The organism is Ensifer sp. R-19 (assembly GCF_049905105.1).
In the GTDB taxonomy this organism is placed as follows: Bacteria; Pseudomonadota; Alphaproteobacteria; order Rhizobiales; family Rhizobiaceae; genus Ensifer.
Window position 1 is genome coordinate 1,241,807 of record NZ_CP184569.1, and the last position, 26,456, is coordinate 1,268,262.

Sequence of the window (26,456 nt, forward strand, 5' to 3'; positions counted from 1 at the left end):
GCTTGCAGGTGAAATGCCGCCTTTGCGGCCCTGTTACGGAGCAAGTGTTGCTTTGGCGTCCGTGCGATGGCAAGGCTTCCGGCCAAAGAGGGAGCCCGTCATTGGCCGTGTCCACAACTGTTTTTCCGTTTCGCCGGCTTTTTCTGGCTGCGGCCTTCGCCGCAGGCGCTTCCGCGGCTCAAGCGCAGACATTGAAACCCTTCAAGGACGAGCTTTTCTCCTATGCCAAGGTGCTGCAACAAAATGATGGCGGCGACGACCTGACGGTGGAATATCAGGAACTGCGCGACATCAACGAACGGGACGAAATTCCGGAACGCCGGGTGAAGCGCGCCTATGTTTCGCTGGGCGTGAAAAGCGAGCAAGTCAATGAGAAGCTCGACATTGGCGGTCGCTTGCTTGACGTGACCCGTGTCGGTCCGGATCGCGGCGCTGCCTTCACGGTGATCTTCATCCACGGCCGCGGCGGTGATCGCCGGCTCGGCACCAACGATTTTTCCTTCGGCGGTAACTTCAATCGGCTGAAGAACCTCGCCGTCGCCAATGGCGGAGTCTACTACGCGCCGAGCGTCCGCTCCTTCGACACGGCAGGCGCTGCGGATATTGCCGGCCTGGTCAAACAGGTTTCCGAGCACTCAGGCGGTCGCCCCGTGGTGCTGGCCTGCGCCTCGATGGGAAGCTTCATCTGCTGGGGCGTTTCGCGCGATGCCTCCGCGGTCGCGGCTCTCAGCGGCATGATGGTCATGGGTGGCGTAAGCGACCCCGATTTCACCAAGAGCGCTGCTTACAAGGCGAAGCTGCCCATGTTCTTCAGCCATGGCAGCCGCGACAGCGTCTATCCGGCCGAGAGCCAGAAAGCGCTCTATCGCACGCTGAAGGGCCAAGGCTACCCGACACGCTTCGTCCTCTTCGAAACCGGCTCGCACGGCACCCCGGTGCGCATGACCGACTGGCGCGATGCATTGAACTGGATCGGTCGCCGCTGACCTTTGTCCGCGCCGCTGACATTTGTTAACCAGCCCGACAGTTTCCGGGCGAGATTGTGGCCCGCGTTTCCACTCTGGAAAGTTGAAGACGTCATCATGCCCGGCAATTATGGCTGGGATGGAATTCATGGACGCGCGCACCGAGACACGGCACATTCCGCTGTGTGTGGATCTGGACGGTACTTTGTTGGCCGCCGATACGCTGTGGGAAGGTGCGGCGATCATTCTCTTGCGCAATCCGCTGATGCTCTTTCCCATGCTGTTCTGGTTGGCGAAGGGCAAGGCGCGGCTGAAGCATGAGGTGGCCTTGCGTTCCGGCCGCAAGGCTCAGGACTGGCCCTACCGGCAGGCCGTCATCGATCGGCTCGCCGAGGAGAGAAAGGCGGGCCGCGAACTGGTGCTCGTCACCGGCGCTGCACCGTCGGTCGCCAGAGACGTTGCCGATCATGTCGGACTTTTTTCCTCGGTCATGCATTCGACCGATGCGCTCAATCTGACGAGCAGCCGCAAGCGCCAGGCGTTGGTCGATCGTTTCGGCGACGGTGCCTTCGACTATATGGGCAACAGCCGTGACGATATCGCCGTTTTCGAGGTAGCGCGGCGTGCGATCGTGGTCGCCCCGGATGCTGCGGCGGAGAAGTGGCGCCGCAATCATGACGCGGAACGGCTGGAGACCGGCAAGGTGAGCGCGCTTGCGCCGTTGAAGTCCATCCGCGTGCATCAATGGGCGAAAAACGTACTCATCGGCGTGCCGATGATCCTCAATCATGAGGTGCTGCATTTCGACGCGATCATGAGCGTCATCGTCGCCTTCTTCGCCTTCAGCTTCCTCGCCTCGGCGGTCTATGTCATCAACGATCTTTCGGACCTCGCCAATGATCGCCGCCATGCAAAGAAGCGTCACAGGCCGCTCGCCAGCGGCCAGATGTCGGTGCCAACAGCGCTCATTCTTGCCGGCTGCCTCGTCCTGGCATCGCTGTCGCTGACGCTGTTGCTGCCATGGAAATTTGCCGGTGTGCTGGCGTTCTATGCCTGCGCGACGACTGCCTATACCTTCGTGCTGAAGCGCAAGCTGTTGGTCGACGTCTTCACGCTCGCCGGCCTCTACACCACGCGCATTGTTGCCGGTGCCGCGGCCACGGGCACGGAACTCTCCTTCTGGCTGGTCTCCTTCGCCATCTTCTTCTTCCTCAGCCTGGCGCTGGTGAAGCGCTATGTCGAGTTGCACGAATTCGACGACAAGGATGGCGGCAACGTTCCGGGGCGCGGCTATCTCGCTGTCGATTTCGAGATGGTGGGGCAGGCTGGCGTTGCTTCCGCTTTCACCTCGGCTCTGGTCCTTGCGCTCTACGTGCACAGCAAGGAACTCCAGGAAATGTACACCACGCCGTGGGCGCTGTGGCCGCTTTGCCCGCTGGTGCTCTATATGTTGTTGCGCATCTGGATGCTCGCGCGTCGCGGCATGCTGCATGAGGACCCTGTTGTCTTCATCATGCGTGACTGGCGCAGCCAATTGACCATGCTGATCGGCGCGCTGTTGATACTGTTTGGAGCCATCGGGCCGCAATGAGTTTGCAAGACCATAAAAGCTGGGGCCGCCTCGACAATCGCGCGCGGCCGGCCATTTCGCCTGACGACTATGAGGATCGCCTCGGCAGCCTGGAGGCGGAAGGCTACTTGCCCTTCGGCAATGGCCGCAGCTACGGCGACAGTTGCCACAATGACCGAGGCACGCTGATCGAAAGCCGCCGGCATGGCCGGATCATCGCCTTCGATCCCGGCACCGGCATGATGACCTGCGAGGCCGGCGTGACGTTGCGCGAGGTGCTCGAACGCGCGATCGAACATCGCTTCTTCCTGCCGGTCACCCCCGGCACGGCTTTCGTGACCGTCGGCGGCGCACTTGCCAACGACGTGCACGGCAAGAACCACCATGCGCGCGGCACCTTCGGCAATCACGTGACAGGTTTCACGCTTCTGCGCTCGAACGGGGATCGATTGACCTGTTCGCCCGGAGAGAACGCTGAACTCTACGCTGCGACCATCGGCGGCATGGGCCTGACGGGGTTGATCCTGACCGTGGATCTGCGGCTGATGAAGGTGCCGTCGCCGCACGTGCAACAGCATGCGATCCGCTTCGATAATCTCGACCAATACTTCGCCCTCGTCGATCGGGTCGACGACGAGCACGAATATTCCGTTGCCTGGATCGACCAACTCGCTGTAGGAGCCCGCGCGGGCAGGGGCGTACTGCTGGCCGGCGACCATGCCGACGGCTCCTGTGAACTGCCCGATATCCCGAAGGGATTGAAGCTTTCGGTGCCCTTCGCGCCGCCCTTCAATCTTCTGAACCGGACAACGCTCAAGGCCTTCAACGAATATTACTTCCGCAAGGAAAAGCCTGGCGAAACCGTGACGACGGTTCCCTGGACCTCCTATTTCTATCCGCTGGATGCCATCGGCGCCTGGAACAGGCTTTACGGCCCACGCGGTCTCTATCAGCACCAGAGCGTCTACCCGGCAGAGCGGGCACCGGCGATCACCGCGCAACTCATGGAAACGGCTCGCAAGGCCGGCCATGCGTCGTTCCTGACGGTTCTCAAGCGTTTTGGCGATATCGGCTCGCGCGGCGTTCTGTCCTTCCCGCGACCCGGTTTTACTTTGACATTGGACTTCGCCAATCAAGGTGAACGGACAGTAAAGCTGCTGGATGCGCTCGATAGCATCGTGGTGGAGGCAGGCGGTGCGGTCAATCCGTACAAGGATGCTCGCATGAGCCCGCAAGTCTTTGAAATGTCTTTCCCTTCCTGGAGGAGGCTCGAGGCGTTGCGCGATCCAGCGCTCGTTTCCAACTTCTGGAAGCGCACGGCTCTGGCTTTGCCAGAATGAGAATGCAGATAATTTTATTCAAATAAACTTTCAAACTTCACGGAAAATCCGTCTCTTGCCCGTAAGTACATTTTCGGGACTGGGAGTAAAACAATGAAATATATTCCATTCATTCTCTTTACGGTGCTTACCAACGCTGCCGCTCAGCTCATGCTGAAACAGGGCATGCTGACGCTCGGGCCGATTTCTATGACCGCTGAAACGGCGATCGTCCGGCTGTTCCAGATCGTATTCAACCCCTGGGTCTTTGCCGGCCTCGCGACCTTCGTCATTTCGATGGCGTCGCATCTCTATGTGCTGTCGAAGGTCGAGCTTTCCTTTGCTTATCCGTTCCTGAGCCTCGCCTACGTCGCAGTCGCGGTCTTCGCCTATTTCGTTTTCCGCGAGGACCTCAATGCCTGGCGCATCGCCGGCATCGCGCTGATCTGCGCAGGAACCCTTCTTATCGCCCAGTCGGGCATCTCATCCCACGCCGATGACAAGTCGGCGGATGCAGCCGGGGTGAGCACTGCAGAATTCGGGAGCAAGTCATGAAACACATCATCTTTGGTGGCGACGGCTTTGTTGGCCGTCACCTGGCGGAACGTCTAGTCAAGGACGGCGAGGACGTGGTGATCGCCGATATCGTCAAGTCCGACCTGCCGCATTACGGCCGCGCCCGCTTCGTCCATTGCGACGTCACTGACCTGAAGGCTGTACAGAAGGTCGGCATCGGTCCCGATGACATGGTCTTCAATATGGCGGCCAAGATGCTGTCGCCGCTGCAGATCCGCTCGAAGCGCTGGGAATTCTTCTGGCCCGTCAACTATTACGGCGCCGAAAACATCATGAAGGCCATGGACGCCGCCGGCGCATCGCGCCTGGTGCAGTTCACCACCGACATGATCTACGGCCACACGGTGCAATCGCCGCAGACCGAAACCCATCCGGCAAAGCCGCTCGGCGAATACGGCAAGTCGAAATGGGCGACCGAGCAGCTTGCGGTGCAATGGCGCAAGCAGGGCATGAACATTTCGATCTTCCGCCCGCGCCTGATCATCGGCCCCGGTCGTCTCGGCATTCTCGAGAAGCTGTTCAAGCTGATCGACATGAACCTGCCGGTGCCGATGATCGGCTCGGGCAAGGTGCCCTATCAGTTCATCTCGGTCTTCGATTGCGCCGAAGCTGCACGCCTTGCCTGGAAGGGTGGCGTGCCGAATGAAGCTTACAATCTCGGCTCCGACAATCCGCCCTCGGTGCGCGACCTGCTCGGCAATCTCATCGAGCACGCCGGTTCCAAATCGTTCCTGCTGCCGACCCCCGCCTTCGCGGTCAAGCAGACGCTGGCCTTCTTCGATCTGATCAACAAGCCGATCATGGATCCGGAGCAGTATCTGATCGCAGACGAGATGTGCGTGCGTGAGACCGGCAAGCTGAAGCGCGAGCTCGGATGGCGTGCGGAATACAATGATGGCGACATGCTGGTCGCCGCCTATGACGAATATCGGGCAAAGAAAATGGGTGCCGCGGCCACCGCCGCCGTCGCCGTGCCGGCCGAATGAGGGGAGACACCATGTTGGACATACCGAACCGTATCGCCGTTGCCGCCCCTTCGCTCGATGGTGGTGTGACAAAGCCCGAACTGATCACCGTGGAACAGGCAAAGGCCATGTCGATCGGCGACATCACCACGGCTTTCAAGGAGCATCTGAATCCCGGACAGCTTCACTTTATGAAGCTTCTTGGCTTCCACAAGGTGAAGATCGAAAGCGCCGAGGGCATGTTCTACACCGACCAGAACGGCCGCAAGATCCTCGATTTCTTCGGTGGCTTCGGCTCGCTGGCCTTCGGCCATAACCATCCGCGCATCCTTGAAGCGCGGCAGAAGTTCCAGGACGAGAAGCGTCACGAGATCGCCATCGCCTTCATGTCGCAATATGCGGCGGCGCTGGCCAAGAACATCGCCGCCTGCTCGCCGGGTGACCTCGACATGGTCTTCCTCGGCTCGTCCGGCTCGGAAGCGATGGAGGCTGCCGTCAAGCTTGCCGAGCGTGCGGCCGGTCCGAAGCGGCCTAAGGTCGTCTATGCCGAGAATTCCTTCCACGGCAAGACCAAGGGTGTGCTCGCCATCACCGACGGCCAACTCTATCGCGCCGACTTCAAGCTCACCGACAATACGGTGCGCGTTCCCTTCGCCGATATCGACGCGGTGGAAAACGCCTTCAAGTCCGATCCGGAAATCGGTGTCATCGTGCTCGAAACCATCCAGGGAGGCGGCGGCATCATCCAGGCGCCGGCCGAGTATTGGCAGAAGCTTCGTGCGCTCTGCGACAAGTACGGCGTGCTCTGGGTCGCCGACGAGGTACAGTGCGGTTATGGTCGCTCCGGCCGCTTCTATGCGTTCGAGCACTATGGTGTCGTGCCTGACGTGACAGCGCTCGCCAAGTCGCTCGGCGCCGGCAAGGCAGCCGTCGGCGCGATGATCGCCCGTCGCGAAGTCTACATGAAGGCCTACGGCACGTCGAAGACCGCAATGATCCATGCCATGGCGACCTTTGGCGGCATGGGCGAGGCCTGCGTCACGGCGATCGAAGGCATCAACGTGCTCTATGACGAGCACCTGATCGACCGGGCCGCCGACAGCGGCAACTATCTGCTCGATCGCCTGCAGGCGCTGAAGGAGAAATACCCGAAGATCATCAAGGACGTTCGCGGCCAGGGGCTGATGGTCGGCCTGGAGTTCCAGGACTTCAGCCAGACGCTGCCGATGGTGCTGCGCCCAGTCGTCTCCATGCTTGACGACAAACTCAAGGGTTCGTTGTCCGGCTTCATCGGCGCGCTGCTCCTACGCGACTACGATGTGCTGGTGGCCTTTACCGAATACAATCGCAACGTCATCCGGCTCGAGCCGCCGCTGATCTGCGAGCGCGCTCATGTCGACCAGTTCATCGCGGCGCTCGACGACCTGCTCGGCCGCGGTATCGTGCGCATCGTCAAGGATTTCGTCGGCAGCCAGATCGGCTGAGCCGAGGACTTGCGTTCATAAAGGGGCAGGGGCGTTCACCGCCTCTGCCCTTTGATGTTCATGTCGAACTCGACGACGTTGGAATAGATCGGCGTGCCGACATCCATGCCATAGGGCGAACGGTGGATGTTGCCGCGGATGTTGAAGGCGATCGAGCCGCGGTTCCAGTCAAGCAGCGTCACCGAGAAGCGTTCCTTTCGCGAGGTGCCGCGGGCGGTCAACGTTCCTTCGACCGCCGCCGTAGCGGGGCCGGTCTGCTTCACATTCGTCGAACGGAAGGTGACGGTGCTGTAGTTCGCGGTGTCGAAAACGGCGCTGGACTTCAGGAAATCCTCGGTCCGCTTCTCTCCCGTTTTCACACTTTCCGGGTAGAGCGTGAACTCGACGGTCGAGTGGTCGACATCATTTCGGTCGATGCGGAAGCTGCCGGAAAATTTGCCGAAGTCGCCGACGATTCCTCCGCCGCCTGCTTGTGCTACCGTGAAATGGATACGGGAAGCGGGCGTGATGCCGTAGTTTCCGGCCGCATCGGCAAGGTCTGGCGCGGCGCCGACAGCGAGCGAGGGACTAACGGACATGGCCGCCAGCAAGGCGAGTGCAATTGCCTTGGGTGATGGTTGCAAGCGCAGTGTCATGGTTTCTTCCTTCCAGCGATGACCGGATCCGCGCCCGCCGTTTGGGAGCGTTTATGGCGTCGCGATCCGGTTGGCAGCATGCGGACGAGGACGTCGTCCCGCCGCGCAAAGTGGTGGTAGAGGGCGGCCAATACGTGAAGCGTCACAAAGACGAGGAGCAGATAGGCGAGCGTCATATGGACGAGCGTCCAGAGGTTCTCAGCCGGTGCCGATTTCGCCATCGGCAGATGCGGTATGACGACCCAGTTGAAGTAAAAGCTTGGGATGTTCAGCGTCGAGGTGGATGCGACGGCCCAACCGGCAAGCGGGACAGCGAGCGCAAGCCCCATGAGCACGATATGAGTGACGCTGCCTGCGCGCTGCTCAAGGGGGCTGAGGCCTTCCGGCGGCTTCGGATGAAGCTCGACCACGTGCCAGAGGGCGCGCACCACCGCCAGGCCAAGCGCGGTGAAACCCAGCGACTTGTGCCACTGGTACAGCGAAAACTGCAGCACTGGGTCGATCGGAACCCGGCGCATGATGAAGCCGAGGGCGAGCAAGGCAAGGATGATCGCCGCAATCGTCCAGTGAAGGATGATGGTGACCCAGCCGAACCCGGCCTTGTCGTTGCGCAACATGTTCGTCTCCGTGGTCGCCAGCCCGGCCGCTACAACTCGGTTACGGCGGTGAGACCCATGAGCTCATGCTTTTATTCGCCGATAATACCGTAAAATTGCACTGCGATCTTGTTGACGTCAGCAAGCTGTGGTCCACTTGCGGTGGAAGGGGACACGGAGGGGTTGTTCCTGGAAGCAGTTGGGCTGGCGTAGATGACGAAGAAAAAAACGACACCGAAGAAAAAAACGACACCAATGAGTCCGCATGAGCGGGAGGCTTATGATCTGGCTCGCACGGGCATCCGCCTTGGAACCGAAGGCAAATATGGCGAGGCGATCGATGCCTGGCGTCTGGCATCCGACATAGCCGATGCCCACCTCGCTTTCACGGACATGTATTACTGGATCAAGAGTGGTTACGGCGCGGCACTTTGCGATGCCGGGCGGTACCGCGAGAGCATCGCCGTCTCGCTGCTGTCCCGCGAGTGGACCTTGGAGCGGCGCCAGCCGCTTTCGTCGCTTTCGATCGCACGCTCCTACCTCGCTCTTGGCGAAGGCGAGGCGGCTGCCCCTTACCTGCGCGAGGTTCACGGCTTGATCGGCGATGCGATCTTCGAGCAGTTCGACGAAGACGTGGAGGCGGACGTTCACGCGGCGATTGCCGGCCTGGAGAACGGCGGTACACATCCGTCAGCAGGCCGACCAAAGTGACTTTGGGTTTCTAGGGTAGGGCCAGGACCATCTGCGAACCGGAGTCTAGCGCCGTTCGCTATCGCGAACGGTCAGGCGTTTTCTCGCCATGATTTCATCATACGTGCCGTTTGCCCCTTTAGCGGGTGATCCGAAGTCGACCGTTCTGGTTCCGGCTCTTTTTTAACATTTTGATTTTTCTTAGGAGTTTCCAATGGTGGGACCGTATTGCCGTCTGATGCCGAAATTACCCTCCGGCGCATTTCAGCCCTGACCGTCTGCGACGTCTGCGAGCTCAGCGAAACGCTAAGCGACGAACAGCGCAGCATGGTGGCGGACAACGGCACCTCGATTGCCGAGGCGCATTTTTCCGAGAATGCCTGGTTCCGCGCTGTTTATGCCGAAGAGACGCTGGTCGGCTTCATCATGCTGCATGAAGGATCCGACTGGGACGACGGTATCGATTGCCCCGGCGTCTATCTCTGGCGCTTCATGATTGCCCGCCCGTTCCAGGGCAGGGGCTTTGGCAAGCAGGCGATTGCCCTTGTCGTTCGTGATCTGAAGGCGCGCGGTCTTCGCGAACTCTACACGAGTTACGGACAGGGTCCCGGCAGTCCCGAAGGATTTTATCGAGAGCTCGGCTTTGAGCCGACGGGCGAGCACTATGACGACGAGCTCGAGGCCGTGCTGAAATTCTAAAAACAGCGCAGCATGGGGCCCTGGCTCCGTGTCTGCCGCACGATTTTCATGAGTAGACTATGAGTAACGATCTACACGAGGCCAATCGCCTCTCCTGGAATGCGGCGACAGTCGCGCACAACAGCCATAAGGGCGACCAGGCGGCCTTTTTCCGTGCCGGGGGCTCCACGCTCTATCCGGAGGAAATCGAACTGCTCGGTGATATCGCCGGGCTGGACCTCCTCCATCTCCAATGCAACTCCGGCCAGGACAGCCTGAGCCTTGCGCGCCTCGGCGCGAATGTGACCGGCGTCGACATCTCGGATGAGGCGATCGCCTTCGCCACGCGGCTTTCCGAAGAATGCAGGATCGCGGCCAGATTCGAACGGTCCGACCTGTTCGAATGGTTCGAGCGTGCCCGCGCAGACGAACGGCGGTTCGATCGCGTCTTTGCGTCCTACGGCACCATCTGCTGGCTGTCGGACCTCGGGGCCTGGGCGCGCGGTATCGCCGATGTACTCAAGCCCGGCGGGCGCTTCGCCTTCATCGAGTTCCATCCCTTCGCGATGGTCTTCGACCCAAGCTGGGAGCCGCACTATGACTACGCGCCGAAGGAACCGGTCGCCGAAGCGGGCGTCGGCGACTATGTTGCGGATTCCGGTGCCGGTCTTGCGGCCGGAGGCTACCAGGAGGGTGTGGTGGGCTTTAGCAATCCCCACCCATCTTTCGAGTTCAACTGGGGCATCGCGGATGTGATCCAGGCGCTCATCGATGCCGGGCTCCGGATCGAGCGTCTGACGGAATATCCCTATTCCAACGGCTGGATCGGTTTCGAAGGCATGCGCGACCTTGGTGGCCGGCGTATGGCGCCGCCTGCAACCATGCCAAGCCTGCCGCTTATGTATGCGATTGCGGCATTGCAGCCGCAAGGGAAGCAGGGAGCGGGGGGCAGGGGCCGGGCGGTCGCTGGCGCCAAGCCCATCACCATCCGGCCCTGGCGCCCCGAGGAGGGCGAGCGGCTGTTGGCAATCTGGCTCGCGGCGTCGCGCTTCGGTCATCCGTTTCTCGGCGAGACGCGCCTTGTCGAGCAGCAGCAGGTGGTGCGCGACACCTACCTGCCGATGGCCGACAACTGGGTCGCCGAAATCGAAGGGAAGGTCGTGGGCTTCATCGGGCTGATCGGGAATTTCATCGGCGGGCTGTTCGTGGATCCGGACATTCGCGGTGCCGGTATCGGTCGCGCGCTTGTCGAGGATGCTACCGCCCGGCTCGGGCGACTGGATGTAAGCGTGTATGCCGACAACCAGGCGGCGGTCGCGTTCTATCTCCGCCTCGGTTTCGTCGAAACCGCACGCAAGGCGACCGACGACGAAGGGCTGCCGTTTGCCGTGGTCGAGATGACGCGCGCCGCATGAGGTGTCTTTGCGGCGGGGCAGGCAACCAGCCCCGCCGTCGGGAATAATCGCCGTCAGCGCTTTTATTTGCCGGCCGCATTTGCTAGGCCGCTTCGGGAGAAAAGCATCCGGAGGAAACTGCATGACGCCCGATATCCGCCCGCTCGTCGCCGGCAACTGGAAGATGAACGGAACCCGCGCCTCGCTCGATCAGATCAAGGCGATGGCCGAAGGGGTCAAGGGCGAACTCTCCGCCAAGGTCGAAACGCTGATCTGCCCGCCTGCGACCCTGCTCTACGTGGCGACGGCGCTTTGCGACGATAGCCCGTTGCTGATCGGCGCGCAGGATTGCCATCAGAAGCAGTCGGGCGCCCACACCGGCGACGTTTCCGCCGAAATGATCGCCGATTGTTTCGGCACCCACGTCATTGTCGGTCATTCCGAGCGCCGCACCGATCATGCCGAAAGCGATGCGCTGGTGCGTGCGAAGACGGAAGCCGCACACGCCGCCGAACTCGTGGCGATCGTCTGCATCGGCGAAACCGGTGACGAGCGCAAGTCCGGCAAGACCCTTGATGTCCTGAGGCGCCAGCTCGCCGAGAGCTTGCCGGATGCGGCGACCGCCGAAGACACCGTCATCGCCTACGAACCCGTCTGGGCGATCGGCACGGGCCTGACCCCGACCGCAGCCGATGTCGAGGAAGCGCACGCCTTCATGCGCAAGGAACTCGTTTCGCGCTTTGCCGACGCGGGAGCCAAGATGCGTATCCTCTATGGTGGCTCGGTCAAGCCTTCCAATGCGAAGGAGTTGATGGGCGTCGCCAATGTCGACGGCGCACTGATCGGCGGCGCGAGCTTGAAAGCCGAAGACTTCCTCGCCATCTACCGGGCTTATGAAGAATTGACGGCCTGATCGCCCGGGTTGCCGGGCAGGGGCTTGGAATGGCGTACGGCTTGGTATAAAGAGGCGAAAAATTGCGCCCGGCCAGGCCGAGTTTGCGCATGGTTTGATTCGTGTGCCCCAAGGGCAGGACTGGAAGCTGATGCAGACCGTACTACTCGTCATCTATCTCATGGTGGTCGTCGCCCTGATCGGCGTCGTTCTCATTCAGCGTTCCGAAGGCGGTGGTCTCGGCATCGGCGGCGGCTCGGGCTTCATGTCCGCCCGCGGCACGGCCAACGCGCTGACCCGCACGACGGCGATCCTCGCCGCGCTCTTCTTCGTTCTGGCGCTCGCGATGGGCATCCTCGCTCGCTATCAGCCGCAGGCGACCGACATCCTCGACCGTATCCCGGGCACCAGCTCGAACGGCGGCGGCGTTCTCGATTCGCTCGGTGGCGGCAACACCCAGGCTCCGGCCGGTGGCGCCACGCAGCAGCAGCCGGGAACGGCCCCGGCAACCGGTAACGGCGCTGCGACTGGCAACGGTGTCCCTTCGACGGCGCCGGCAACATCGGGCGAAGCTCCGGCAGGCGGCACAACGACTGAGACGCCCGCCAACAACAATTCGGGATCGCAAGTTCCCAGCGGCCAATAAGGCCGCAATTCAGAAGAACCCGCCGGCGGATGTTTCATCCGCCGGTTTTGTTTTGTGTGAAGTCTGCCTCCATCCCAAGACGAAAAGTTCTGGAACATGAATTTTTCGGTGGCGGAATCATTTGTTAAAAGGTATCCGGTGACTCCCATGGCGCGATATGTATTCATCACAGGCGGCGTGGTTTCCTCCCTCGGAAAAGGCATCGCTGCAGCGGCTCTCGGAGCACTGCTGCAGGCGCGTGGCTACCGGGTGAGACTGCGCAAGCTCGACCCCTACCTCAACGTTGATCCGGGCACCATGAGCCCGACCCAGCACGGTGAGGTTTTCGTAACCGATGATGGTGCGGAGACCGATCTCGATCTCGGCCACTATGAACGCTTCACAGGGCGTTCGGCGACGAAGACCGACAACATCACCACCGGCCGGATCTACAAGAACATCATCGACAAGGAACGGCGCGGCGACTATCTCGGCGCAACCGTTCAGGTGATCCCGCACGTTACCAACGAGATCAAGAGCTTCGTTACCGAAGGCAACGACGACTATGATTTCGTGCTCTGCGAAATCGGCGGCACGGTCGGCGACATCGAAGCGATGCCGTTCATGGAGGCGATCCGCCAGCTCGGCAACGATCTGCCGCGTGGCACCGCCGTCTACGTCCATCTGACGCTGATGCCGTATATTCCGGCGGCCGGCGAGCTGAAGACCAAGCCGACGCAGCATTCGGTCAAGGAACTGCAGGCGCTCGGCATTCATCCCGATATCCTGCTCGTTCGTGCCGACCGTGAAATTCCGGAAGCCGAGCGTCGCAAGCTCTCGCTGTTCTGCAACGTCCGCCAGTCGGCCGTTATCCAGGCGCTCGACGTTGCCTCGATCTACGACGTTCCGATCGCCTACCACAAGGAAGGCCTCGACAACGAAGTGCTGGCCGCCTTCGGCATCGAGCCGGCGCCGAAGCCGCGCATGGAAGCCTGGGAGCGCGTTGCCGATCGTATCCGCACGCCGGAAGGCGAAGTCACGATCGCGATCGTCGGCAAGTACACCGGCCTCAAGGACGCCTACAAGTCGCTGATCGAAGCGCTGTATCACGGTGGTATCGCCAACCGGGTGAAGGTCAAGCTTGAGTGGATCGAATCGGAAGTCTTCGAGAAGGAAGACCCGGCACCCTATCTCGAGAAGGTACACGGCATCCTCGTTCCCGGCGGCTTCGGTGAACGCGGCTCCGAGGGCAAGATCAATGCGGCGCGTTTTGCCCGCGAGCGCAAGGTGCCCTATTTCGGCATCTGCTTCGGCATGCAGATGGCGGTCGTGGAAGCGGCACGCAATCTCGCAGGCATCGAGAAGGCCTCCTCGACCGAATTCGGTCCGACGAAGGAGCCGGTTGTCGGCCTGATGACCGAGTGGGTGAAGGGCAACGAACTCGAGAAGCGTTCGGCCTCCGGCAATCTCGGCGGCACCATGCGCCTCGGCGCCTATCGCGCGTCGCTCAAGGGCAGCACTAAGATCGCCGAGATCTATGGTTCGACCGATATTTCCGAGCGCCACCGCCACCGCTACGAAGTCAATGTCGACTACAAGGACCGCCTTGAGGCTTGCGGACTAGTCTTCTCCGGCATGTCGCCGGACGGCGTGCTGCCGGAAACGGTCGAATATCCGGATCATCCGTGGTTCATCGGCGTTCAGTACCATCCGGAACTGAAGTCGCGCCCGCTCGATCCGCATCCGCTGTTTGCGAGCTTCGTCGAAGCGGCGCTGGAACAGTCCCGTCTCGTCTAAGCCGGGCTTGCATCGATCAGGAAAGGCCGGTCTCGCGACCGGCCTTTTTCATGCGCGCTGGTGTGCGGAACTGCTCCCGCGGTCAGTCGGAGGTGTTGTCAGCGCGCCCCGACCGGTTTGCGCCATTGCGGCGCCCGCCAGATGGTGATGAAGCGCAAGACCCATTCGAGCGGGCCGTAGGCGAAACGGGCCATCCACCAGCGGCTGATGAAAAGCTGCGCCGTGTAGATACCAAGGGCGATCAGCACGGTTGTCAGTGGTGTGGCCTGGCCGATGAGGCCAAGGCCGTAGCCATGGAAGATCAGAGCGGCGATCAATGATTGCGCGAGGTAGTTGGAGAGCGCCATGCGGCCGGCAGGCGCCAGTAAGTTGCGCAACCGCTGCCCGGCCTTCGTTCCGAGGAACAGCATCACGCCGCCGACATAGGCACCCGTCAGGAACGGCCCGGTAATCAGCCCGATCGAGAGCCCGATGATGGCGACGGGCGAATCGATCATCTCGACGCTGGCATAGGCATAGACGATGGCGCCGGGCAGGCCGATCCACAGGCCGGCGCGCAGCAGGCGTTGGAACAACGCCTTGTTTTCTTCCGGCCGCGCCAGCGTCTTGTGACGGCCGGCGATGAGCCCGAGTACGAACATCGCGAGTGCCGAGGGCGCCTGCAGCAAACCCAGGATCACCCAGACGGACGAAAGCTCCGTCAAGTGTTGGCTGATGATTGCCTGCCAGTCGCCTCGGAAGGCAAGTTCGGTTGCCTTGGCGGCGGCAAGGATGCCAGGCCGATCAAGCGGCGTTGGTTCCAGGGTGGCAACAATCCCGAGTGCGCCCCATGCGACGGCGACGAGAATCACCAGCCATTTCGCCAGGCGGAAGAGGGCACCGTCGCTGCGGTTTCGCAGCATCAGGAGGACAATGCCGAGCACGGCATAGGTGGTGAGAATATCGCCATGGAAGAGCAGAACCGCATGGGCGACACCGATCAGCCAGAGGCCGGCCTGCCGACGCAAGAGCCGCGGCACGAAGGCCTCGCCGGATTTTTCCGCCGAGCGCATCTGCAGGGTGAAGCTGTAGCCGAATAGAAATGAGAACAGCAGGTAGAACTTCATCTCGAAGAACAGCGCGATCACAAGATGCACGGTGCGATCGGCAATGCCGGTGAAGGCGGGGTCCGCGAGTTCCAGTCCGTAGAAGGCGGAGGCGAAGGCCATGGTGTTGACGAGAAGGATTCCGAGCAGTGCAAAGCCGCGAAGTGCGTCGACATCGTCGATGCGGTCGGGGTTGGTCATTCGTGTTCTCCGTAGCGGAAGGCGTGGAGGATCGCGCCGTAGCCGATTGAAACAGAAGTCTTTTGCGACAAATGAACCTCTCGATCGCCAGTGGGTGCAGGCAACGCCGCTCCGCCCCGTCGAGTGTTCAAGTTTAATAAATCGACTAATCAATCTAATAATTAATGCAACGAAACGTCAAGGGGCGCCTGCGGGTTATCGCGCGGGCGTCGTTCAGTTGTAGCGGTAAGGAACGATCAGCCTTTCGGGGTGGCGTTGTGCCGGAGCCAGGCGATCTGGCGGCGGGCACGCACGAGGGCGGTTAAGGCCGCGCCGATCGAGATCAACAGCAGCGCCGCCCAGAGGATTTCACCGTCGCCGAGCCAAAGACCTTCAAAGGCCGAGAGGACCGCAGCCAGCGTGATTGTCGCCATGCGGTGCTGTTTGGCCATGGGGCCGGAGAAGTCGCTCGGGGCGCCATTGGCGCGGCCGAGTTCGCGTACATAGGCGGTCAGCACGGCGAAGGCGGCTGCGGCAAAACCGAGGGCGGGGGCGCCAATCCCGTATCCGGCGCCGACGAAGATGAAGACATCCGCGACCCGATCCGGAAACTCATTCCAGAACGGACCGTCGGCTTCGCCCTTGCCGCCCTCGACGGCGACCATGCCGTCGAAGAGATTGCAGAGCAGGCGCAACTGGCAGAAGAGGGCGGCAGCGATGAACAGCGTAACCCTCACGCCATCCTGGGTTTCGCCCGTCAGCCAGAAGGCCAGCCCGGCAAAGGCGGCGGCCAGCATGCTTGCCTGCGAGATCCGGTTGGGTGTGACATTCATCGATGCCAGGCGGCGGGCGATCGCCTGGGCCCAGCGGGTGTTGCGGCTTGCGAGCGGCCTGCGGTCACCGGTCATGCCCGGGCTCTCCTCGGTTGATGGAATAGTTGTAGATGGCGGCGTAGGTGGTCGACACCGCGAGCGGCAACGCGATCGTCCTCAGGACCTCCGGCGTGCCGCTCATCGTGTGGATTGCCACGAGCGCCGCCGACGAGCCGAGACAGGCGAGGAGCGGCGGCAGGAACAATCGCTTGGTTCCACGGAACCGCCGGGAAAGCGCGTCGACCGCTGTCTTGAGGTAAAGGGTCAGAAGCGCCGAGAGCGTACCCTGGATGACGGCGGCAAGAAGCGGCTTGGGCATCGGGTGATGGCGGTTGGCGAAAAGCGCCCAGCCGCCCATGGCGAAAAAAGCGAATGCCACGTGCACGACGCCGCTGCCCGCCAGTCCCTTCAGCTTCGCGGTCATGTCAGCGACCACCAATAGCGCGTCAGATGGAAGAAGATCGGCGCCGAGAAGACGACGGAATCCAGCCGGTCGATCAACCCGCCATGGCCCTCGATCAGATGGCCCCAGTCCTTGACGCCGCGGTCCCGCTTGATCGCCGACATGACGAGCCCTCCGAAGAAGCCCATCAGGGTGATGATTAAGGACATCAACGCCGCCTGGGCGGGCGTGAACGGTGTGATCCACCAGAGCGAGGCGCCGATCAGGGTGGCGCTTGCGACCCCGCCGACAAAACCCTCGACCGTCTTCGAGGGCGAAAGCGTTGGGGCGATCTTGGTCCTGCCGAATAGCTTGCCCCAGACATATTGCAGCACGTCGCTCGATTGGACGACGATGACCAGGAAGGCGATCAAGAGAACGTTGCGTCCCTCATAGCCCGGGATCTGCAGGGTCAGCAGCGCCGGCACATGCGAGGCGCAGAAGACACAGATCATCAGCGCCCATTGCACCTCCGAGATCCTGAGCAGGAAGTCGCGCGTGTCGCCGTGCAGAACCGCGATGATCGGCATCAGCAGAAAGGCATAGACCGGCACGAAGATCGAATAGATGCCGTACTGCTCGGCCCAAAGCAGGAAATAATTGATCGGCAGCACGACGAAGAAGGCCGCGGCGATCGCCCAGTGGTCACCGCGGCGGGTGTTGATGAGCGTGATGAATTCACGCAGCGCCGCGAAAGAACAAAAGGCAAAGAGCAGCAGCACGCCGACCCGACCAGCAACGAAGGCGATGGCAATCAACACCACCATCGCCCACCACGCCTTGATGCGGGCGTTGAGGTTCTCGATCGCGCCGTTCGATCCGTCCGGTGAAAGCTTCTGCTTGAGCACGTAGCCGATGCTCGACGCCAGGACGAGAATGCCGCCGACGCCGAGAAGCAGTTTGAGCATATCCAGGCTCGCCGCGCTCATGCATTGTCTTCCGTCGAAGAGGGGGCGAGCGAGAGCAGGGCGGCCTCGGCACGGGCGATGAACTCGTCCTTGGTCTCCTGCGCTTTGAGGCGCATCGGTTCGCCGAAACTTACGGTACAAATCAGCGGGATCGGCACGAACTCCCCCTTCGGCATCACGCGGTTGAGATTGTTGATCCAGACGGGCACGAGCGCCACGTCCGGCCGCTTGCAGGCGAGGTGGTAGAGCCCGCTCTTGAAAGGCAGGAGCCGCGCCTCGGTCTGGTTGCGTGTTCCCTCGGGAAAGAGAATCAGCGACGAGCCGTCATTGAGGATGGCTGTCATCTGCTCGACCGGATCCTGGGTGCGGGCCGTCGCGTCGCGCTCGATCAATACGGCGTCGAACACGTCGCGACCGATGAAGGCCGAGAGCTTCGATTTCAGCCAGTATTCCGCTCCGGCAACCGGCCGCGCATGTTCCCGAAGCCAGGGTGGCAACACCGCCCAGACCAGCACGAAGTCGCCATGGCTGGAGTGATTGGCGAAATAGATACTCTGCTTTGGTGGGAGGCCGGTCTCATGCCAGATGGCGCGCGCCGCAGTCAGCGCGCGCGCAAACATCATGATGGCGATGGAAGCCAGCTTGGCCGTCAGATCGCGGATCATGTGGGCTCATGTCCAGATAAACAGGCCGTCGTACCAGCGCGCTTTGCAGAGCGTGCCGGTCGGGCCCAGATGTGTTCCATGCCTTGCAACAATAAGATCAAGCGCTGCCCCCTCAGCCTGCGCCCGGCGTAACCCCAGGCTGCAATCGACCAACCTTACGCGATTGCGCCCGCTTCTCAAGCGGTTGAAATCACACGCAACGTGATAACGGACCAGGAGCCCTGGATATTCGCTCCCGCTGAGAGGCGACCGAACGCAAACCGATGCGACGCCACGCCACGGCCATCGACTGCGAAGTCGTCGTCGCCGACATTGACCGCCTGCAACCCAGCCGCTAGCTTGCGGGTGCAACAGGAGCAGCGTCGTCCAATGCGCCAGTAATGCCCGGTGAAAACCGAATTCGCCTCAACTTCGCTTGCGAAGGGGATGGACGATGGCATTGCTCGACCCGCGTTGACGGACAGACGCCGAGGCATTCCTCGCCTGCGATCTCTTCTCCATCGTGAGCGGTCACATTTGGACAAGTTTCCAGGGACCGAACGTGCAAGATAAATCCAGTCTCGATATCATCGATCACAACCGCCAGGCCTGGGACAGGCAGGCAAGTCAGCACTGCGAGTGGTCGCGGTCGGTAACGCCGGAAATGATCGCCGCGGCCCGTGAGGGGCATTGGCAGGCGCGGCTGACACCCGGCGATCTGCCGAAGGGGTGGCTGCCGGACGTTCGCGGCAAGAAGATCCTGTGCCTGGCTTCGGCCGGCGGCCAGCAGGCGCCCATTCTGGCGGCCGCCGGTGCCGAGGTCACCGTCTTCGATATCTCCGAGGGGCAACTCGCGCTGGACCGGCTCGTTGCCGCACGCGAGGGTCTGTCGCTGACGGCCGTGCAGGGAGACATGCGCGATCTCTCGGCTTTTCGGAATGACACCTTCGATATCGTTTTTCACCCGATATCGAATCTCTACGTTCCGGATATCCAGCCGGTTTGGCAGGAATGCCATCGCGTGCTCAAGGCCGGCGGACGACTGCTCGCCAGCTTCTTCAATCCGGTGGTTTTCGTTGGCGACCGGAATCCGAGCTATGCGGAAGACGGCCTCATTCGCCCGGCCTACGCGCTGCCCTTTGCCGAGGCTGAGCATCTCGCTGCGGTGTGGTAAAATCCAAGATCGAACGCGGCGAGGCGCTGGTGTTCGGGCATAACCTAGCCGAACAGATCGATGGTCAATTACGGGCCGGATTCGTGCTGGCGGGCTTCCACGAAGACTGGCAACCTGTACCACGCTTCCTGATCGACAGGTTCGTGCCGACCTTTGTTGCCACGTGCGCCATTAAGAGCGATCTGCATCTTTGATGGGATTGGCCCGAACGTGCTGTTCAGGCCAAAAGCATAGGCGGAACGAGAACAACCGCGGCGGTCGACACGACGCTGCGGTTGCGGATACCGGCCCCCTTTGCCGCCTTGTTACGTCGCGTTACTGTTACGTACTCGCCAAATCACCGGTTTCATTCTTTTCTGTTCGTCAGCGAAACTGGAAAGGGTCAATAGATATGCGCTTCATCGCTTCGTTGTTCGTACCGTTGGCGGTCGTGCTGGGGCTTGCGGGCTGTGCCACCACGTCCTCGACCAATACGACCTACGCGCAGCCCCAAATCTTCGCCCCCGGTCTCGGGGCGGGAAATACGGCCAACGCCACGGCGGCTCCGGGCTACTACTGAGACCCTGGCAGCCCGGCACCATCTGGCAAGCATGACTCTGCGGCGGGCGCGGCCCGGCGCGGAGGGTTCCTGTTTGCGGCCTTTGTTTGGGCTCAAGCGGCCAATCGGCTCTGTGGCCGCCAGCCCGCTTGCATTCGCCGGCCAAAAGTTGCAAACAGCGGCGAACCATCAGGGAAAACGCCATGAGCCTCTCCAAGCGAACCACCCGCCCGCTCGATCACCTCGTGCTGCCGGTGGATACGCTTACGCAGGCACGGCGCCGCCTATCTAATCTCGGCTTCACCGTCGCTGAGGATGCCCGCCATCCCTTCGGTACCGAAAACGCCTGCGTGTTCTTTTCCGATGGCACCTATCTTGAGCCGCTCGCCGTTGCTTCCCGCGAGGAATGCGAAGCCGCTGCACTCGAAGGTAATGCCTTTGTCGCGCGCGACCAGGCCTTCCGCTTCCGCCAGGGTCCTGAAGGTCTCTCGGCGCTGGTCCTCGGCACCGAAGATGCGGCGAGCGATCACATCCGCTTTCGGGCGCGCGGCATTTCCGGTGGCGACATGCTGGAGTTCTCGCGGCCGATGAAGCTGCCGGATGGCCGTGAGGGATTGGGTTCCTTCCGCCTTGCCTTCGCGGCAGACCTGCGCTCGCCGGATCTCTTTCTCTTCAACTGTCAGCGTGTCCGGGCGCTGCCCACCGATCGGGCTGCGCTGGAGCAGCATGAAAACGGCGTGATCGGCATCGCCGAGGTGGTTCTGTCGGAAACCAACCCCACCGATTTCCAGTACCTGCTGCAGGAAGCGATCGATGAGCGCGAGGTCGCGGCCCACTCCTTCGGCATGGATGTGTCGGCCACCAACGCCAAGATCTCGGTGCTGAACGCCGCCGGCATGGAAGCCTTCTTCGGCCGTTCCGTGCGCGGTGCCGAGCGCGGCCTGCGTGGTCGCGCCATCGTCTTCCGTGTCGCCGACCTCGAGGCGACGCGTGCACTGTTTGCTGAGAACGACATCGAATTTGCAGAAATGGGCGGGCGCCTCATTGTTCCCGAAATGCCGGGGCAAGGGGTGATCTTTGCTTTTGGAGCTTGATGATGAAAACCAATGCCAGAGTAGTAGTCGGCAACGGCGGCCATGAGGTCGCCTTCGCGCAAACCGAGAAGCTGTCGCTGATCGCCGGCCCCTGCCAGATGGAGAGCCGCGAGCACGCCTTCATGATGGCGGGCGCGCTCTCGGAACTCTGCAAGAAGCTCGATCTCGGCCTCGTCTACAAGTCCTCCTTCGACAAGGCGAACCGCACATCGCTCTCCGGCAAGCGCGGCATCGGCCTGGATAAGGCGATGGAAATCTTTGCCGACCTCAAGAAGGAGTTCGGCTTTCCGGTCCTGACCGACGTGCACACCGAAGAGCAGTGCGCTCTCGTCGCCGAGACGGTCGACATCCTGCAGATCCCCGCATTCCTGTCGCGCCAGACGGACCTCTTGGTCGCGGCGGCCAAGACCGGCCGGGCAATCAACGTCAAGAAGGGCCAGTTCCTCGCCCCCTGGGACATGAAGAACGTACTGGCGAAATTCACCGAGAGCGGCAACCCGAATGTCATGCTCTGCGAGCGCGGCGCCTCCTTCGGCTACAACACGCTCGTGTCCGACATGCGCTCGCTGCCGATCATGGCTTCCCTCGGCGCACCCATCGTTTTCGATGCAACCCATTCCGTGCAGCAGCCGGGCGGGCAGGGCGGCTCTTCGGGCGGCCAGCGTGAATTCGTCGAGACCTTGGCGCGCGCCGCCGTCGCGGTCGGTGTCGCCGGTGTGTTCGTCGAGACGCACGAAGATCCGGACAACGCGCCGTCGGACGGTCCGAACATGGTGCACCTGAAAGACATGCCGCGGCTGCTCGAAAAGCTGCTCGCCTTCGACGCGATCGCCAAGGGCTGAGCCATCAGCGGCGCTTCGTGAAATTTTCATGAACCGCAATGGCGCGAACGGTTTTGCATCTTGCGCGCCATTGAAATTTCGAGGCCTTGGCGTATGACAGGCCCCGACCATTCCACCGTCCTCAAGCAGGGAAGAGATCATGACTGCAATCATCGACATCATCGGCCGAGAAATTCTGGACAGCCGCGGCAACCCGACCGTCGAGGTCGACGTGTACCTGGAAGACGGAAGCTTCGGCCGTGCGGCGGTCCCGTCGGGCGCCTCGACCGGTGCGCATGAGGCTGTCGAGCTGCGCGATGGTGGTACGCGCTACCTCGGCAAGGGCGTCGAGCGCGCCGTAGAAGCCGTCAATGGCGAGATCTTCGAAGCGATCGGCGGTCTCGATGCCGAGAACCAGATCCAGATCGACAAGACCATGATCGAACTCGACGGCACGTCGAACAAGTCGCGCCTCGGCGCCAACGCCATCCTCGGCGTGTCGCTTGCGGTCGCCAAGGCTGCGGCCGAAGCGGCCGGCCTGCCGCTCTACCGTTACGTCGGCGGCCCGAACGCTCACGTGCTTCCGGTTCCGATGATGAACATCATCAACGGCGGCGCCCATGCCGACAATCCGATCGACTTCCAGGAATTCATGATCGTTCCGGTTGGTGCCGATACGATGCGCGATGCGGTCCGCATGGGCTCGGAAGTGTTCCACACGCTGAAGAAGCAGCTTGCAGCCGACGGCCACAACACCAATGTCGGTGACGAAGGCGGCTTCGCTCCGGGCCTCGCTTCCGCTCCGGCAGCGCTCGACTTCATCATGAAGTCAATCGAGAAGGCCGGCTACAAGCCGGGCGAAGACATGTTCGTCGCGCTTGATTGCGCTGCGACCGAATTCTTCAAAGACGGCAAGTACGTGCTCGAAGGCGAAGGCCGCACGCTGGAGCCGGGCGCAATGGCTGAATACCTGGCGGAACTCGCTGCCAAGTACCCGATCTTCTCGATCGAAGACGGCATGGCGGAAGACGACTGGGACGGCTGGAAGGCCGTGACCGACCTCATCGGCAACAAGTGCCAGCTCGTCGGCGACGACCTGTTTGTCACCAACTCGGCGCGCCTGCGCGACGGCATCAAGATGGGCGTCGCCAACTCGATCCTCGTCAAGGTCAACCAGATCGGCTCGCTTTCGGAGACACTCGACGCCGTCGAGACCGCGCACAAGGCGCGCTACACCGCCGTCATGTCGCACCGCTCGGGCGAAACCGAAGACGCCACGATCGCCGATCTCGCGGTTGCCACCAACTGCGGCCAGATCAAGACCGGTTCGCTCGCCCGTTCGGACCGGCTCGCCAAGTACAACCAGCTGATCCGCATCGAAGAGCAGCTCGGCCTGCAGGCCACGTACGCCGGCCGTTCGATCCTGCGCGGCTGATCCTGTAGCGCCGCGCGTCTTTTCAGACGCGCAAAGGTCGCTGTAGCTGACAAACGAAACCCGCCCACGTTCCCACGTGGGCGGGTTTCTGTTTTCCTGCCATTCATGGTCAACGGTCGGTTAATCAATCGACGCTAGTCTCATTTCCGTAATGCGTATCAGGGCGTGAATGGATGTGGACACGGCATCATAAGAAACGGAAACTGGGCCGGCTGGTTATGCCGTTGATCGCGGTCGCCTTTCTCTCTTACTTCGGCTATCATTCCATCCACGGCGGCTATGGCTTGAAGGCGACGGAGCAATTCGATCGCCAGATTGTCGAGCGGCAGGCGCGGCTGGATAAGCTCACGAAGCAGCGGATGATCCTTGAAAAAGAGGTCCAACTGATGAGTGATGGGTCGCTGGAACGGGACATGCTGGATGAAAAAGCTCGCCTCGCGCTGAACATGTCGCGAAGTGACGAGATCGTTATTTTTCACCGCCCCGAAAATTAACCTGAATTCAGTTAATTGAAATTTGTGAAGCAAATTCAATTGTTTGCGTGGAATGCGAGCCATGCAAATATGGCATTGCTGTGGCGCTTTTCTTTCCCTATGGTAACCGCCAAAGGCTAACCATTGGGAGGAATGAATGGCTCCGCGAAAAACCGCGTCCGTCTCCAGCCGTAAGGCCGCCGCAAAGCCGGCCAAGAAGGACTTCAACGGCGGCACCATCGCCGATTTCACCAAAGAAGATGACCTGAAGGCTTACCGCGAAATGCTGCTCATCCGGCGTTTCGAGGAAAAGGCCGGCCAGCTCTATGGCATGGGTTTCATCGGCGGCTTCTGTCACCTTTACATCGGCCAGGAGGCTGTTGTCGTCGGCATGCAGATGGCACTGAAAGACGGTGATCAGGTTATCACCGCCTATCGTGACCATGGCCACATGCTGGCCTGCGGCATGAGCGCTCGTGGCGTCATGGCCGAACTTACCGGTCGTCGCAGCGGTCTTTCCAAGGGGAAGGGCGGCTCGATGCACATGTTCTCCAAGGAAAAGCACTTCTACGGCGGTCACGGCATCGTCGGCGCCCAGGTGTCGCTCGGTACCGGCCTTGCATTCGCAAACCGCTATCGCGGCAACGACAATGTCAGCGTCGCCTATTTCGGTGACGGCGCTGCCAACCAGGGTCAGGTCTACGAAAGCTTCAACATGGCGCAGCTGTGGAAGCTGCCGGTGATCTACGTGATCGAGAACAACCGCTACGCCATGGGTACGGCAGTATCGCGTGCCTCGGCCCAGACCGACTTTTCGCAGCGCGGCGTTTCCTTCAACATTCCGGGCTTCCAGGTCGACGGCATGGACGTTCGCGCCGTCAAGGCGGCCGCCGACGAGGCCGTCGAGTATTGCCGTTCCGGCAAGGGCCCGATCATCCTCGAAATGCAGACCTACCGTTATCGTGGCCACTCCATGTCCGACCCGGCGAAATACCGCTCGAAGGACGAAGTGCAGAAGATGCGGTCGGAACACGACCCGATCGAGCAGGTGAAAGCCCGTCTGACCGAAAAGGGCTGGGCGAGCGAGGACGAGCTGAAGCAGGTCGACAAGGACGTCCGCGACATCGTCGCCGACAGCGCCGATTTCGCCCAGGCTGATCCGGAGCCGGATGCATCCGAGCTCTACACCGACATCCTGCTTTGATCCGGGGAGGGACAAACATGCCAGTAGAAATTCTTATGCCCGCCCTTTCCCCGACGATGGAGGAAGGCACGCTCTCGAAATGGCTGAAGAACGAGGGAGACAAGGTGTCTTCCGGCGACGTCATCGCTGAAATCGAGACGGACAAGGCGACGATGGAAGTCGAAGCCGTCGACGAAGGCACGATCGGCAAGCTCTTGATTGCCGCCGGCACCGAGGGCGTCAAGGTCAACACGCCGATCGCCGTGTTGCTGCAGGACGGCGAAGCGGCAGGCGATATCGCCGCTCCAAAGGCCGAAGCGCCGAAGGCGGCAGCCACTGAGGCTCCGGCTGCGTCCGCGCCGGCTCCGGTTGCAGCCCAGCCGAAGGTTGAAGTTGCCGCCGATCCGGCAATCCCGGCCGGCACCGAAATGGTGACGATGACCGTTCGCGAAGCGCTTCGCGACGCCATGGCCGAAGAAATGCGCTTGAGCGACGACGTTTTCGTCATGGGCGAAGAAGTCGCCGAGTACCAGGGCGCCTACAAGATCACCCAAGGCCTGTTGCAGGAATTCGGTTCGCGTCGCGTCATTGACACCCCGATCACCGAGCATGGCTTTGCCGGTGTCGGCGTCGGCGCTGCCATGACCGGTCTTCGCCCGATCGTCGAGTTCATGACCTTCAACTTCGCCATGCAGGCGATCGACCAGATCATCAACTCCGCTGCCAAGACGCTCTACATGTCCGGTGGCCAGATGGGCGCGCCGATCGTCTTCCGCGGCCCGAGCGGTGCCGCTGCCCGCGTGGCTGCCCAGCACTCGCAGTGCTATGCCGCCTGGTACAGCCATATCCCCGGCCTCAAGGTCGTCATGCCCTATACGGCAGCCGACGCCAAGGGTCTGCTGAAGGCCGCGATCCGCGACCCGAACCCGGTCATCTTCCTCGAAAACGAAATCCTCTACGGTCACTCCTTTGAAGTGCCGAAGCTTGACGATTTCGTGCTGCCGATCGGCAAGGCCCGCATCCACAAGGTCGGCAAGGACGCAACTATCGTCTCCTTCGGCATCGGTATGACCTATGCGGTCAAGGCGGTTGCTGAACTCGAAGCCCAGGGCATCGACGTCGAGCTTATCGACCTGCGTACCATCCGTCCGATGGACCTGCCGACGGTCATCGAATCGGTCAAGAAGACCGGTCGCCTCGTCACCGTCGAAGAAGGCTACCCGCAGTCGTCCGTCGGTACCGAGATCGCGACCCGCGTCATGCAGCAGGCATTCGATTACCTTGACGCTCCGATCCTGACGATCGCCGGCAAGGATGTGCCGATGCCTTACGCCGCGAACCTCGAGAAGCTCGCGCTTCCGAACGTTGCTGAAGTCGTCGATGCGGTGAAAGCCGTTTGCTACAAATAAGGGGAGGGTTCT

General features: G+C 61.6%; 27 protein-coding genes. 20 read left to right on the forward strand and 7 right to left on the reverse strand.

Going from position 1 to position 26,456, the window contains the following annotated elements; genetic code table 11:
- Positions 1–101: 101 nt before the first annotated feature.
- The 6 genes from ACN9MO_RS06140 (at position 102) to ACN9MO_RS06165 (ending at position 6,879) form a co-directional block, all read left to right on the forward strand.
- A complete protein-coding gene (locus ACN9MO_RS06140) occupies positions 102–986 on the forward strand; it encodes an alpha/beta hydrolase (protein WP_112995923.1) in 885 nt (294 codons plus the stop codon).
- A gap of 127 nt (positions 987–1,113) precedes the next feature.
- Positions 1,114–2,556 (forward strand): UbiA family prenyltransferase, encoded by a 1,443-nt coding sequence (locus ACN9MO_RS06145; protein WP_093232478.1) that lies wholly within the window; start codon positions 1,114–1,116, stop codon positions 2,554–2,556.
- Complete coding sequence (locus ACN9MO_RS06150; protein WP_162733539.1) at positions 2,553–3,875, forward strand: FAD-binding oxidoreductase; 1,323 nt, start codon at positions 2,553–2,555, stop codon at positions 3,873–3,875. The genes ACN9MO_RS06145 and ACN9MO_RS06150 overlap by 4 nt, the downstream gene beginning before the upstream one ends.
- A 93-nt stretch (positions 3,876–3,968) precedes the next feature.
- Positions 3,969–4,409 (forward strand): EamA family transporter, encoded by a 441-nt coding sequence (locus ACN9MO_RS06155; RefSeq protein WP_058320563.1) that lies wholly within the window; start codon positions 3,969–3,971, stop codon positions 4,407–4,409.
- Positions 4,406–5,416 carry an NAD-dependent epimerase/dehydratase family protein gene (locus tag ACN9MO_RS06160; RefSeq protein ID WP_113131793.1) on the forward strand — a complete coding sequence of 337 codons (1,011 nt, stop codon included), beginning with the start codon at positions 4,406–4,408 and terminating at the stop codon, positions 5,414–5,416. The genes ACN9MO_RS06155 and ACN9MO_RS06160 overlap by 4 nt, the downstream gene beginning before the upstream one ends.
- 11 nt (positions 5,417–5,427) lie before the next feature.
- The gene (locus ACN9MO_RS06165; protein WP_425986905.1) at positions 5,428–6,879 is read left to right on the forward strand and encodes an aspartate aminotransferase family protein; all 1,452 of its coding nucleotides are present in this window, start codon (positions 5,428–5,430) and stop codon (positions 6,877–6,879) included.
- 35 nt (positions 6,880–6,914) lie between these two features.
- Here ACN9MO_RS06165 and ACN9MO_RS06170 read toward each other — a convergent pair whose 3' ends face one another.
- Positions 6,915–7,514: a YceI family protein gene (locus tag ACN9MO_RS06170; RefSeq protein ID WP_058328562.1), complete on the reverse strand. Its 600-nt coding sequence runs from the start codon at positions 7,512–7,514 to the stop codon at positions 6,915–6,917.
- Positions 7,511–8,131: a cytochrome b gene (locus ACN9MO_RS06175; RefSeq protein WP_058328563.1), complete on the reverse strand. Its 621-nt coding sequence runs from the start codon at positions 8,129–8,131 to the stop codon at positions 7,511–7,513. The genes ACN9MO_RS06170 and ACN9MO_RS06175 overlap by 4 nt, the downstream gene beginning before the upstream one ends.
- Positions 8,132–8,323: 192 nt before the next feature.
- Here ACN9MO_RS06175 and ACN9MO_RS06180 point away from each other — a divergent pair, with 192 nt between their 5' ends.
- From ACN9MO_RS06180 to ACN9MO_RS06205, 6 genes are all read left to right on the forward strand, one after another.
- Positions 8,324–8,821 (forward strand): hypothetical protein, encoded by a 498-nt coding sequence (locus ACN9MO_RS06180; RefSeq protein WP_113131794.1) that lies wholly within the window; start codon positions 8,324–8,326, stop codon positions 8,819–8,821.
- 207 nt (positions 8,822–9,028) lie between these two features.
- Positions 9,029–9,499 carry a GNAT family N-acetyltransferase gene (locus tag ACN9MO_RS06185; protein WP_058328565.1) on the forward strand — a complete coding sequence of 157 codons (471 nt, stop codon included), beginning with the start codon at positions 9,029–9,031 and terminating at the stop codon, positions 9,497–9,499.
- Positions 9,500–9,558: 59 nt separating this feature from the next.
- Complete coding sequence (locus ACN9MO_RS06190) at positions 9,559–10,893, forward strand: GNAT family N-acetyltransferase (protein WP_425986908.1); 1,335 nt, start codon at positions 9,559–9,561, stop codon at positions 10,891–10,893.
- Positions 10,894–11,014: 121 nt separating this feature from the next.
- Positions 11,015–11,785, forward strand: a complete 771-nt coding sequence (gene tpiA / locus ACN9MO_RS06195; RefSeq protein WP_057255645.1) for a triose-phosphate isomerase — start codon at positions 11,015–11,017, stop codon at positions 11,783–11,785.
- Positions 11,786–11,915: 130 nt separating this feature from the next.
- Positions 11,916–12,410, forward strand: coding sequence for a preprotein translocase subunit SecG (gene secG / locus ACN9MO_RS06200; RefSeq protein ID WP_057255646.1), 495 nt, complete (start codon positions 11,916–11,918; stop codon positions 12,408–12,410).
- A gap of 138 nt (positions 12,411–12,548) precedes the next feature.
- Complete coding sequence (locus ACN9MO_RS06205) at positions 12,549–14,186, forward strand: CTP synthase (protein WP_082663638.1); 1,638 nt, start codon at positions 12,549–12,551, stop codon at positions 14,184–14,186.
- 98 nt (positions 14,187–14,284) lie between these two features.
- On the opposite strand, the gene ACN9MO_RS06210 is transcribed toward ACN9MO_RS06205, so the two are convergent.
- The 5 genes from ACN9MO_RS06210 to ACN9MO_RS06230 all read right to left on the reverse strand — a co-directional run bounded on the left by ACN9MO_RS06210 (position 14,285) and on the right by ACN9MO_RS06230 (position 18,338).
- Entirely contained in the window at positions 14,285–15,472 is a 1,188-nt protein-coding gene (locus ACN9MO_RS06210) for a DUF418 domain-containing protein (RefSeq protein WP_058320570.1), read from the reverse strand.
- A 236-nt stretch (positions 15,473–15,708) separates the two neighbouring features.
- On the reverse strand, positions 15,709–16,359 hold the full coding sequence (locus ACN9MO_RS06215) for a CDP-alcohol phosphatidyltransferase family protein (protein WP_058320571.1): 651 nt from the start codon (positions 16,357–16,359) through the stop codon (positions 15,709–15,711).
- Positions 16,349–16,747 (reverse strand): hypothetical protein, encoded by a 399-nt coding sequence (locus ACN9MO_RS06220; RefSeq protein ID WP_057255650.1) that lies wholly within the window; start codon positions 16,745–16,747, stop codon positions 16,349–16,351. Before ACN9MO_RS06220 ends, ACN9MO_RS06215 begins: the two co-directional genes overlap by 11 nt.
- Positions 16,744–17,694 carry a phosphatidate cytidylyltransferase gene (locus ACN9MO_RS06225; protein WP_058320572.1) on the reverse strand — a complete coding sequence of 317 codons (951 nt, stop codon included), beginning with the start codon at positions 17,692–17,694 and terminating at the stop codon, positions 16,744–16,746. Before ACN9MO_RS06225 ends, ACN9MO_RS06220 begins: the two co-directional genes overlap by 4 nt.
- The gene (locus ACN9MO_RS06230; RefSeq protein WP_373419809.1) at positions 17,691–18,338 is read right to left on the reverse strand and encodes a lysophospholipid acyltransferase family protein; all 648 of its coding nucleotides are present in this window, start codon (positions 18,336–18,338) and stop codon (positions 17,691–17,693) included. Before ACN9MO_RS06230 ends, ACN9MO_RS06225 begins: the two co-directional genes overlap by 4 nt.
- A 541-nt stretch (positions 18,339–18,879) precedes the next feature.
- On the opposite strand from ACN9MO_RS06230, the gene ACN9MO_RS06235 reads away from it, so the two are divergent.
- The 8 genes from ACN9MO_RS06235 (at position 18,880) to ACN9MO_RS06270 (ending at position 26,444) form a co-directional block, all read left to right on the forward strand.
- Entirely contained in the window at positions 18,880–19,491 is a 612-nt protein-coding gene (locus ACN9MO_RS06235; protein WP_197417230.1) for a class I SAM-dependent methyltransferase, read from the forward strand.
- On the forward strand, positions 19,485–19,685 hold the full coding sequence (locus ACN9MO_RS06240) for a hypothetical protein (RefSeq protein WP_425986913.1): 201 nt from the start codon (positions 19,485–19,487) through the stop codon (positions 19,683–19,685). Before ACN9MO_RS06235 ends, ACN9MO_RS06240 begins: the two co-directional genes overlap by 7 nt.
- Positions 19,686–20,232: 547 nt before the next feature.
- The gene (locus tag ACN9MO_RS06245; RefSeq protein WP_113131795.1) at positions 20,233–21,123 is read left to right on the forward strand and encodes a VOC family protein; all 891 of its coding nucleotides are present in this window, start codon (positions 20,233–20,235) and stop codon (positions 21,121–21,123) included.
- On the forward strand, positions 21,123–21,965 hold the full coding sequence (kdsA, locus tag ACN9MO_RS06250; RefSeq protein WP_176907138.1) for a 3-deoxy-8-phosphooctulonate synthase: 843 nt from the start codon (positions 21,123–21,125) through the stop codon (positions 21,963–21,965). Before ACN9MO_RS06245 ends, kdsA begins: the two co-directional genes overlap by 1 nt.
- 139 nt (positions 21,966–22,104) lie before the next feature.
- Positions 22,105–23,379 (forward strand): phosphopyruvate hydratase, encoded by a 1,275-nt coding sequence (gene eno, locus ACN9MO_RS06255; RefSeq protein ID WP_057255655.1) that lies wholly within the window; start codon positions 22,105–22,107, stop codon positions 23,377–23,379.
- A gap of 173 nt (positions 23,380–23,552) precedes the next feature.
- On the forward strand, positions 23,553–23,873 hold the full coding sequence (locus ACN9MO_RS06260; RefSeq protein ID WP_057255656.1) for an FtsB family cell division protein: 321 nt from the start codon (positions 23,553–23,555) through the stop codon (positions 23,871–23,873).
- 136 nt (positions 23,874–24,009) lie between these two features.
- On the forward strand, positions 24,010–25,056 hold the full coding sequence (pdhA, locus tag ACN9MO_RS06265; RefSeq protein ID WP_058326663.1) for a pyruvate dehydrogenase (acetyl-transferring) E1 component subunit alpha: 1,047 nt from the start codon (positions 24,010–24,012) through the stop codon (positions 25,054–25,056).
- A gap of 17 nt (positions 25,057–25,073) precedes the next feature.
- Positions 25,074–26,444: a pyruvate dehydrogenase complex E1 component subunit beta gene (locus tag ACN9MO_RS06270; RefSeq protein WP_057255658.1), complete on the forward strand. Its 1,371-nt coding sequence runs from the start codon at positions 25,074–25,076 to the stop codon at positions 26,442–26,444.
- Positions 26,445–26,456 lie beyond the last annotated feature (12 nt).

What these genes read in the sequence shown, in the direction of transcription:
- ACN9MO_RS06145 (WP_093232478.1), top strand. Translation starts at nt 1,114, where the DNA reads ATGGACGCGCGCACCGAGACACGGCACATTCCGCTGTGTGTGGATCTG.
- ACN9MO_RS06150 (WP_162733539.1), top strand. Translation starts at nt 2,553, where the DNA reads ATGAGTTTGCAAGACCATAAAAGCTGGGGCCGCCTCGACAATCGCGCG.
- ACN9MO_RS06155 (WP_058320563.1), top strand. Translation starts at nt 3,969, where the DNA reads ATGAAATATATTCCATTCATTCTCTTTACGGTGCTTACCAACGCTGCC.
- ACN9MO_RS06160 (WP_113131793.1), top strand. Translation starts at nt 4,406, where the DNA reads ATGAAACACATCATCTTTGGTGGCGACGGCTTTGTTGGCCGTCACCTG.
- ACN9MO_RS06165 (WP_425986905.1), top strand. Translation starts at nt 5,428, where the DNA reads ATGTTGGACATACCGAACCGTATCGCCGTTGCCGCCCCTTCGCTCGAT.
- ACN9MO_RS06170 (WP_058328562.1), bottom strand. Translation starts at nt 7,514, where the DNA reads ATGACACTGCGCTTGCAACCATCACCCAAGGCAATTGCACTCGCCTTG.
- ACN9MO_RS06175 (WP_058328563.1), bottom strand. Translation starts at nt 8,131, where the DNA reads ATGTTGCGCAACGACAAGGCCGGGTTCGGCTGGGTCACCATCATCCTT.
- ACN9MO_RS06180 (WP_113131794.1), top strand. Translation starts at nt 8,324, where the DNA reads ATGACGAAGAAAAAAACGACACCGAAGAAAAAAACGACACCAATGAGT.
- ACN9MO_RS06190 (WP_425986908.1), top strand. Translation starts at nt 9,559, where the DNA reads ATGAGTAACGATCTACACGAGGCCAATCGCCTCTCCTGGAATGCGGCG.
- tpiA (WP_057255645.1), top strand. Translation starts at nt 11,015, where the DNA reads ATGACGCCCGATATCCGCCCGCTCGTCGCCGGCAACTGGAAGATGAAC.
- secG (WP_057255646.1), top strand. Translation starts at nt 11,916, where the DNA reads ATGCAGACCGTACTACTCGTCATCTATCTCATGGTGGTCGTCGCCCTG.
- ACN9MO_RS06210 (WP_058320570.1), bottom strand. Translation starts at nt 15,472, where the DNA reads ATGACCAACCCCGACCGCATCGACGATGTCGACGCACTTCGCGGCTTT.
- ACN9MO_RS06215 (WP_058320571.1), bottom strand. Translation starts at nt 16,359, where the DNA reads ATGACCGGTGACCGCAGGCCGCTCGCAAGCCGCAACACCCGCTGGGCC.
- ACN9MO_RS06220 (WP_057255650.1), bottom strand. Translation starts at nt 16,747, where the DNA reads ATGACCGCGAAGCTGAAGGGACTGGCGGGCAGCGGCGTCGTGCACGTG.
- ACN9MO_RS06225 (WP_058320572.1), bottom strand. Translation starts at nt 17,694, where the DNA reads ATGAGCGCGGCGAGCCTGGATATGCTCAAACTGCTTCTCGGCGTCGGC.
- ACN9MO_RS06230 (WP_373419809.1), bottom strand. Translation starts at nt 18,338, where the DNA reads ATGATCCGCGATCTGACGGCCAAGCTGGCTTCCATCGCCATCATGATG.
- ACN9MO_RS06245 (WP_113131795.1), top strand. Translation starts at nt 20,233, where the DNA reads ATGAGCCTCTCCAAGCGAACCACCCGCCCGCTCGATCACCTCGTGCTG.
- kdsA (WP_176907138.1), top strand. Translation starts at nt 21,123, where the DNA reads ATGATGAAAACCAATGCCAGAGTAGTAGTCGGCAACGGCGGCCATGAG.
- eno (WP_057255655.1), top strand. Translation starts at nt 22,105, where the DNA reads ATGACTGCAATCATCGACATCATCGGCCGAGAAATTCTGGACAGCCGC.
- ACN9MO_RS06260 (WP_057255656.1), top strand. Translation starts at nt 23,553, where the DNA reads ATGTGGACACGGCATCATAAGAAACGGAAACTGGGCCGGCTGGTTATG.
- pdhA (WP_058326663.1), top strand. Translation starts at nt 24,010, where the DNA reads ATGGCTCCGCGAAAAACCGCGTCCGTCTCCAGCCGTAAGGCCGCCGCA.
- ACN9MO_RS06270 (WP_057255658.1), top strand. Translation starts at nt 25,074, where the DNA reads ATGCCAGTAGAAATTCTTATGCCCGCCCTTTCCCCGACGATGGAGGAA.